The sequence below is a fragment of the Curvibacter sp. CHRR-16 genome (assembly GCF_018474005.1).
Taxonomy (GTDB): Bacteria; Pseudomonadota; Gammaproteobacteria; order Burkholderiales; family Burkholderiaceae_C; genus Allorhodoferax.
On the sequence record NZ_JAHCSH010000005.1, the window covers coordinates 328058 to 336211 of the forward strand.

General features: G+C 61.3%; 4 protein-coding genes and 2 pseudogenes. 3 read left to right on the forward strand and 3 right to left on the reverse strand.

The genetic code is table 11. The annotated features are described in order from the left end of the window. Positions 1 to 28 precede the first annotated feature (28 nt). Both KIK84_RS17000 and KIK84_RS17005 read left to right on the forward strand, forming a co-directional pair. Positions 29 to 466: pseudogene (locus KIK84_RS17000) on the forward strand (methyl-accepting chemotaxis protein); the annotation flags it as partial. Continuing rightward, a complete protein-coding gene (locus tag KIK84_RS17005; protein ID WP_502757561.1) occupies positions 443 to 1498 on the forward strand; it encodes a substrate-binding periplasmic protein in 1056 nt (351 codons plus the stop codon). The pseudogene KIK84_RS17000 and the gene KIK84_RS17005, both read left to right, overlap by 24 nt. Positions 1499 to 1569: 71 nt before the next feature. On the opposite strand, the gene purL is transcribed toward KIK84_RS17005, so the two are convergent. Then, positions 1570 to 5610, reverse strand: a complete 4041-nt coding sequence (purL, locus tag KIK84_RS13315; protein ID WP_214123581.1) for a phosphoribosylformylglycinamidine synthase — start codon at positions 5608 to 5610, stop codon at positions 1570 to 1572. Between the two features lie 29 nt (positions 5611 to 5639). Beyond that, positions 5640 to 7478, reverse strand: coding sequence for an ABC transporter ATP-binding protein (locus tag KIK84_RS13320; RefSeq protein ID WP_214123582.1), 1839 nt, complete (start codon positions 7476 to 7478; stop codon positions 5640 to 5642). A gap of 284 nt (positions 7479 to 7762) precedes the next feature. On the opposite strand from KIK84_RS13320, the gene KIK84_RS13325 reads away from it, so the two are divergent. Further along, complete coding sequence (locus KIK84_RS13325) at positions 7763 to 7972, forward strand: hypothetical protein (RefSeq protein WP_214123583.1); 210 nt, start codon at positions 7763 to 7765, stop codon at positions 7970 to 7972. 12 nt (positions 7973 to 7984) lie between these two features. On the opposite strand, the pseudogene KIK84_RS13330 reads toward KIK84_RS13325, so the two are convergent. Beyond that, positions 7985 to 8154: pseudogene (locus KIK84_RS13330) on the reverse strand (integrase core domain-containing protein); the annotation flags it as partial.

Consider the following 8154-nt stretch of genomic DNA (forward strand, 5'->3'; position numbering starts at 1 on the left):
ACTGGGCCACATGCAAGACAAAGTGCGCATGCACGCCGCGCACGCCAAAGATGCTCAGCAGAGCATTTCCTTCTCCACCAACGTGGCCGAGCAAGGCACCGCCGTGGTGCACGAAATGACACGCACCATGGACGCGCTCAGTGAGTCCTCGGGCAAGATCAATGACATCATCGGCGTGATCGATGGCATAGCCTTCCAAACCAACATCCTGGCTCTGAACGCCGCCGTAGAAGCCGCCCGTGCTGGTGAACAAGGCAAAGGCTTTGCCGTGGTGGCCAGCGAAGTGCGCCACTTGGCACAGCGCTCGGCCAGCGCCGCCAAAGAGATCAAGGCACTCATCACCGACTCGGTGCAAAAAATCGCCGCCAGCGCCAAACTGGCCGATCAGGTCAGCACCTCCATGGACGAAATCGCCGCCAGTTCGCGCCAAGTGACGCAGTTGATGGATGGCATTACCAGTTCCAACGAAGCGCAAACCCAGAGTTTGGGCCAGTTGCGCGAGGTGATTCACCACTTGGATGCAGTCAACCAAAACCACGTGCAAGTGCTGCAGCAAGCCATCAACGATGCCACCCAGTTGCAGGAATACACCCAGCAACTGCGCCAAGCAGCAGCCCACATGCAGGTGGCGGGCTTGCCCTCCCCCGATCAGCTCCCTGCCCTGCCAGTGGCCCGCGCCACCCGCCCCTTGGTGGCCAAACCCATTGTGCATGCCGCCATTGCCGACCACAGCAGCCGCAGTGCAGCCTCCACTGCTGGCGTGCAGATCAAAGTGGTTACCGCGCACGAGCCGCCGTTCAACTTCACCGACTCGGCCAACAAAAACGAAGCCAGCGGCAACGATGTCAAAGGCTTCTCGCCCGATGTGGTGCGTGAAATCCTCAAGCGCACTGGCCACAAGGCGGAATTGGAAATCACCTCGTGGGAGCGCACGGTCGAGTCCATGAAAAAAGACCCCAATGTGGCGCTCTACTCCATGGCCCGCACGCCCACACGGGAAAACGTGTTCGCGTGGGTCGGCCCCTTGGTCAACAGCAACTCCATCCTGTATGTGAAAAAAGGCAGCGGCATCACCATCAAGAGCCTGTACGACGCCCGCAAACTGCCGAGCATCGGCGTATTGGGTGGTGACTCCAAAGAGCAGTTCTTGGTCAGCAAAGACTTCACCAACCTCGACTACTCCAACGACTGGCCGACCATCTTCCGTAAGCTCCTCGATGGCAAAGTCACCGCCATTACCATGACGGATACTGACTTGCCCGTGATGGCCCGTGAAGCGGGCTTAAGCGCGGAGGACTTTGAACCCGCGTGCGACCTGTTCGTCACCCGCTTGTTCATCGGCATGTCCAAAGCCACCGATCCTGCGGTGGTGCGCAGCTGGCAAGATGCGCTGGACGCCATGAAGCAAGACGGCACCTTTGCCCAACTGGCCGAAAAATGGGCCAAGCACTGGAAAACCAACTGGGTGGTACGCAACGGGGCGATTCAGGCGGGGTAATCAGCGTCTCTTCGCGACACACATGAAAAAGGGGCCTTGCGGCCCCTTTCTTTTTGCTGGCACCGGCAGGCTTAAGCCACCCATTTGCGGGCGTTGCGCCACAACTGCATCCAGGGGCTGAACTCGCTCTTATCGAGGCTAGTCCAGCTCATTTGCACGTTGCGGAACACGCGCTCGGGGTGCGGCATCATGGCGGTGAAGCGGCCATTGGCCGTGGTCACCGCCGTCAAACCGCCCGCGCTGCCGTTGGGGTTGAACGGGTAGACCTCGGTCGGCGCGCCGCTGTTGTCCACGTAGCGCATGGCGGCAATCGCCTTGTCCGCGTTGCCACGGTACTTGAAGTTGGCATAGCCCTCGCCGTGCGCCACGGCAATGGGCAAGCGCATACCGGCCAAGCCGCTGAAGAAGATGCTGGGAGACTCCAGCACTTCCACCAAGCTCAGGCGCGCCTCAAAGCGCTCGCTTTGGTTGGTGGTAAAGCGCGGCCAGTCTTGCGCGCCGGGGATGATGTCGGCCAACTCGGCAAACATCTGGCAGCCGTTGCACACGCCCAGACCAAAAGTATCTTGGCGGGCAAAGAAAGCCTCGAACTGCTCGCGCAGCCCGGCGTGGAAAGTGATGGAACGCGCCCAGCCAATGCCAGCGCCCAAGGTGTCGCCGTAGCTAAAGCCACCGCAGGCCACCACCCCCGCAAAGTCGCGCAGTTGGGCGCGGCCAGTTTGCAGGTCGGTCATGTGCACGTCGTAAGCGTCAAAACCTGCTTCGGTGAAGGCGTAGGCCATTTCCACGTGGGAGTTCACGCCCTGCTCACGCAGCACCGCCACTTTGGGGCGGCTGCTCAGCACAGCAGGGGCTTGTTGCAGTAAAGCGGTCACGCTCTCAGGCAGGTAAACATGCATACCAGGGTCGGCTGGCGCACCAGCGGCGCTGTGCTCGGCATCGGCACAGGCAGGGTTGTCGCGCTGCTGGCAAATCTTCCAGCTCACGGCATCCCACACTTGGTGCAAGTCGCTCAGGCTGGCTTTGAAAATGCTCTTGGCATCGCGCCACACCTGCAGCTCGCCCTTGCCCGCATCCACGGTGTCGTGGTCGGGACGGGTTTTGCCAATCACGTGGCTGTGGCGAGACAGGCCATGCTCGCGCAGCACGGCCAGCACGGCGTCGCGCTGGTCCGCACGCACTTGGATGACCGCACCCAACTCTTCGTTGAACAAGGCCTTGAGCGTCAGTTCGTCACGGCGGGCGGCCACTTGGCTTGCCCAGTTTTTGCTGTCGCCCGTGTCCATGCGGCTGTCGCTGATGCCGTCGCCTTCGGTGACCAGCATGTCCACATTCAGCGCCACGCCCACATGGCCGGCAAAGGCCATTTCAGCCACCGAGGCCAGCAGGCCGCCGTCGGCGCGGTCGTGGTAAGCCAGCAGCAGGTTTTGGCGGCGCAGCGCGTTGATGGCATTGACCAGTTTGACCAGCAGTTGCGGATCGTCCAAGTCAGGCGCTTGGTCGCCCACTTGGCTGAGCACCTGCGCCAAGATGCTGCCGCCCATGCGGTTTTGGCCTTGGCCCAGGTCGATGAGGATGAGCGTGCTGTCTTGTGCGGCGTCCAGCTGCGGCGTGAGCGTGCCACGCACGTCGGTCACGCTGGCAAAGGCGCTGACGATGAGCGACACGGGCGATGTGACCTTGCGCGCGCTGCCGTCCTCGGCCTTCCACTGGGTGCGCATGGACAGGCTGTCCTTGCCCACAGGGATGGACACGCCCAACGCCGGGCACAGTTCCATGCCCACGGCCTTGACGGTGGCGTACAGCGCCGCGTCTTCACCGGGTTCGCCGCAAGCGGCCATCCAGTTGGCCGACAGCTTGACCCGTGGCAGCTCGATAGGCGCTGCCAACAGGTTGGTAATGGCTTCGGCCACCGCCATGCGGCCCGATGCGGGTGCGTCCAGGGTGGCCAGCGGAGTGCGCTCGCCCATGCTCATGGCTTCGCCAGCAAAGCCGCTGTAGTCGGCCAAGGTCACGGCCACGTCGGCCACGGGCACTTGCCAAGGGCCGACCATCTGGTCGCGGTGGGTCAGGCCACCCACGGTACGGTCACCGATGGTGATGAGGAAACGCTTGCTCGCCACCGTGGGGTGGGCCAGCACGTCGATCACGGCTTGCTGCAGCGCTACGCCTTCCAGATTGAGCGGCGCGAACTGGCGCTCCACCGTTTGCACGTTGCGGTGCATTTTGGGTGGTTTGCCCAGCAGCACGTCCATGGGCATGTGGACGGGGGATTCGTTCCCTTTGTCTTCCAGCACCAATTCACGCTCTTCGGTGGCAACCCCCACCACCGCAAAGGGGCAGCGCTCGCGTTCGCAGAAGGCTTTGAACTGCTCCAGCGACTCGGGCGCGATGGCCATGACGTAGCGCTCTTGGCTCTCGTTGCACCAGATTTCTTTGGGGGCCAAGCCGGACTCTTCCAGCGGTACGGCGCGCAGGTCAAAGCGGGCGCCACGGCCTGCGTCGTTGGTCAACTCGGGGAAGGCGTTGGACAAACCGCCAGCGCCCACGTCGTGGATGGCCAAAATGGGGTTTTTATCGCCCAGCGCCCAGCAGTGGTTGATGACCTCTTGCGCACGGCGCTCTATCTCGGGGTTGCCGCGCTGCACAGAGTCAAAGTCCAGCTCAGCGGCGTTGGCACCCGTGGCCATGGAGCTGGCCGCGCCGCCGCCCATGCCGATGCGCATACCGGGGCCGCCCAGTTGAATGAGCAGCGTACCGGCGGGAAATTCAATCTTGTGCGTCAGCTTGGCGTCGATGGTGCCCACGCCGCCCGCGATCATGATGGGCTTGTGGTAACCGCGCTCGATGGTGTCCACATTGGACGCAGCGGTTTGCTCGTACTCGCGGAAGTAGCCCGCCAAGTTGGGGCGGCCAAACTCGTTGTTGAACGCCGCGCCGCCCAAGGGGCCCTCGATCATGATTTGCAGCGGGCTGGCAATGTGCTCGGGCTTGCCCACGGTGCTACCCCACAGCTTGGAGACGGTAAAGCCGCTCAAGCCCGCCTTGGGCTTGGAACCACGGCCTGTCGCGCCTTCGTCGCGGATCTCCCCCCCCGCACCGGTGGACGCCCCTGGGAATGGACTGATGGCCGTGGGGTGGTTGTGCGTTTCCACCTTCATGAGCACGTGTTGCAGCGCGCTCTCAGCCTGGTACTGCGGGGAGGCTTCGGGTGTTAGCCCGGCCTTGGCCATGAAGCGCTGCACCTGGTGGCCTTCCATGATGGAAGCGTTGTCCGAGTACGCCACCACCGTGTGCTGCGGGCTGGTCTGGTGGGTGTGGCGGATCATGCCAAACAGGCTCTTGTCCTGCGCTTGGCCGTCGATGGTGAACTGGGCGTTGAAGATTTTGTGGCGGCAGTGCTCGCTGTTGGCCTGCGCAAACATCATCAACTCCACATCGGTGGGGTTGCGGCCCAGCTTGGTGAAGGCGGCCACCAAGTAGTCGATTTCGTCATCGGCCAGCGCCAAACCAAACTGCGTGTTGGCCGTTTCCAGCGCGGCGCGACCACCACCCAAAACGTCCACATGCTCCATGGGCACTGGCGACAGAGGGGTAAACAACTCCAGCGCTTGGCTGCGGGCGGTCACTACGCTCTCGGTCATGCGGTCGTGCAAGAGTGCGGCGGCTTGCTGCAGTTGCTCAGGGCTCAGGCTGGGTTTGCCCACAGGCTTACCCAGTACTGCACTGGCCACACCCGCGACAAAGCTGCTGTCAAAGTGCAAGCGGTATTCCACCAAACGCTCGATACGGCGCACGGCCAAGCCGCAGTTGTGGGCAATGTCGGTCGCCTTAGAGGCCCAAGGACTGACCGTGCCAAAACGGGGGCTGACCACCAGCACTGCGTCGGTAGTTTGCACGCTGGCGGTGTACGGATCACCATAGGTCAGCAGCGCTTGCAGCTGCTCATGTTGGGCGGCGCTGATGGCTGTTTCAGACGCCACCAAGTGCACAAAACGGGCGCTGATGGCCTCTATCTTGGGGTGGATGGCTTGCAGTGCGGGCAGAAGTTGCTGGCTACGGAACGCGCTAAGGGCATTGCCGCCCTCCAGGGTAGAGATGTGCAGGGTCACGGTGGTGGCCTAGTTGGGGATAAAGGGGGTTAGCCCTCGATTTTATCCGCCAGAAAGCCACCACTTTGGTGAGCCCACAGCCGAGCGTAAATACCGCCTGCCTGCAGCAACTGTTCGTGCGTACCCTGCTCCACAATGCGGCCTTCGTCCATGACGATCAACCTGTCCATGGCCATGATGGTGGACAAACGGTGCGCAATAGCCACCACGGTCTTGCCCTCCATCAGTTTGTACAGGCTGTCTTGGATGGCCACCTCCACCTCGCTGTCCAAGGCGCTGGTGGCTTCGTCCAGCAGCAAAATAGGCGCGTCCTTGAGCATGACGCGGGCAATGGCAATGCGCTGGCGCTGCCCGCCAGAGAGCTTGACACCCCGCTCGCCCACTTGCGCGTCGTAGCCACTGCGCCCCTGCGGATCGGTTAGCTGGGCGATAAAACCATCGGCCTCGGCCCGAGCGGCTGCAGCACGCAAGGCGTCGTCGCCTGCGTCGGGGCGGCCATACAAAATATTCTCACGCACCGAGCGGTGCAAGAGCGAGGTATCTTGCGTCACCATGCCAATTTGGGCGCGCAAACTGTCCTGCGTGGCGGTGGCAATGTCTTGCCCGTCAATCAGGATACGGCCGGACTCCAAGTCATAAAAGCGCAGCAACAGGTTCAGCACCGTGCTCTTGCCCGCGCCGGAGCGCCCCACCAAACCGATCTTTTCACCGGGGTGAATGGTCAAATCCAGCCCATCCACCACGCGCCGCGCCTCTGGCCCGTAGCGAAAGCACACCTGCTCCAGCCGCAGTTCGCCGCGTTGCACCTGCAGCGGTTTGGCATGGGGGGCGTCAAGCACCTTGCGCTCACGCGACAGCGTGGCCATACCGTCTTGCACTGTGCCAACGTGCTCAAAGAGCATGGCCATCTCCCACATGATCCAGTGCGACAGCCCATTGAGCCGCAACGCCATGGCCGTGGCCGCTGCTACGGCCCCCACACCCACCAAACTGAGCGACCAGCGCCACAGCGCCACGCCAGTGATGCCAATGACCAGCAGCATAGACAGGGCGTGGATGGTGATTTCAAACCAACTGACCAAGCGCATTTGGGCATGTACTGTGCCCAAAAACTCGTGCATAGCGCCCTTGGCGTGGGCGGCTTCGCGGGCATCGTGCGCAAACAGCTTGACGGTGGTGATATTGGTGTACGCATCGGTGATACGCCCCGTCATGAGGGAACGCGCATCGGCCTGGTTTTTGGCCACCTGCGCCAGCCGTGGTACAAAAAAACGCATGCCCAGCACATACAGGCCCAACCACCCCAGCAAAGGCAGCAACATCCAGTGGTCAAAGCTGCCCAGCACCGCCAGTAAAGTGATGAAATAGATGATGACAAAGACCAAAATGTCACTCAGCGTCATCCACACATCGCGCACTGCCAAGGCAGTTTGCATCACCTTGGCGGCCACGCGGCCAGCAAACTCGTCTTGGTAAAACGACAGGCTTTGCCCCAGCATGAGGCGGTGGAAATTCCAGCGCATGCGCATGGGAAAGTTGCCCGCCAGACTTTGGTGCTTGAACAGGGTCTGCAAAGCCACCGCCCCCACACTGCTCAGCAACAGTACTGCAATGCCGAGCAAACGCGGCCCCTCTTGCGCCCACCACTGATCGGCAGGTACACGCGCCAGCCAATCGACCAAACTGCCCAGCATGGCAAACAACCATGCCTCAAACATGCCAATGAGCGCGGTCATGAGCGTCATGCCCAGCAGATAGGGCCGCACTCCTTGGGTGGCAGCCCACATAAACGGCCAAAACCGGGTGGGTGGCTTGGCTGGTAGTTCGTCGGGGAATGGATTAACGAGGCGTTGGAAGAATTTGAACATCCCGGCAATCTAGCATGGCGCATGGGTGCATTGGCTTAGCCGATGCGGAGGGAAATGCAATTGGGACAGGTCAAGCACGTCTTCCAATTTTTCGTTCTTGAGGCTTAGGGGGCTGCATTGTGCTGACGAATCCAGCCGCCAAGCGGGCGCTATGCGGTAAGTGGTGGTAGCGATTAGCATCTTGTGAATCAAATGCACTGATAAGCTTGGGGCCACGAAATGTGGCGCGACAATAAGACCACTCCTTAGACGTGCGAGATGGTAGGTATTTTTAGAGAACTCATATGGCCACAAAAATTGAATACGCGTCAGTAGACGAGTTGTACCTCGATCCGACAAACCCGCGGCTCGGGCGAAAGGTCGCCTCCAAGACTCTCAAGCAGGACAAGATTCTTGAGGTGATGCAAGGCTGGACGCTGGACGAGATAGCTACATCGTTTTTGGAAAGCGGTTTCTTTCCCCAGGAGGCACCGACGTCCCCCCGTTTTCAGTAGCACTGGGCTTTGGAGTCCGGGGTTAATTTAACTGGTTTTGCATCAACGTCTTGGCGTAGGCTGACGGCGTCAAACCGCCAAGGGATCTCTTAGGCCTTTCTTCGTTGTATTCCCTGCGCCAGGATTCAACGACCACTCGGGCATGCTGCAAGCTGGTGAACCAGTGCTCGTTCAGGCATTCG

What these genes read in the sequence shown, in the direction of transcription:
- KIK84_RS17005 (WP_502757561.1), top strand. Translation starts at nt 443, where the DNA reads ATGGATGGCATTACCAGTTCCAACGAAGCGCAAACCCAGAGTTTGGGC.
- KIK84_RS13320 (WP_214123582.1), bottom strand. Translation starts at nt 7,478, where the DNA reads ATGTTCAAATTCTTCCAACGCCTCGTTAATCCATTCCCCGACGAACTA.
- KIK84_RS13325 (WP_214123583.1), top strand. Translation starts at nt 7,763, where the DNA reads ATGGCCACAAAAATTGAATACGCGTCAGTAGACGAGTTGTACCTCGAT.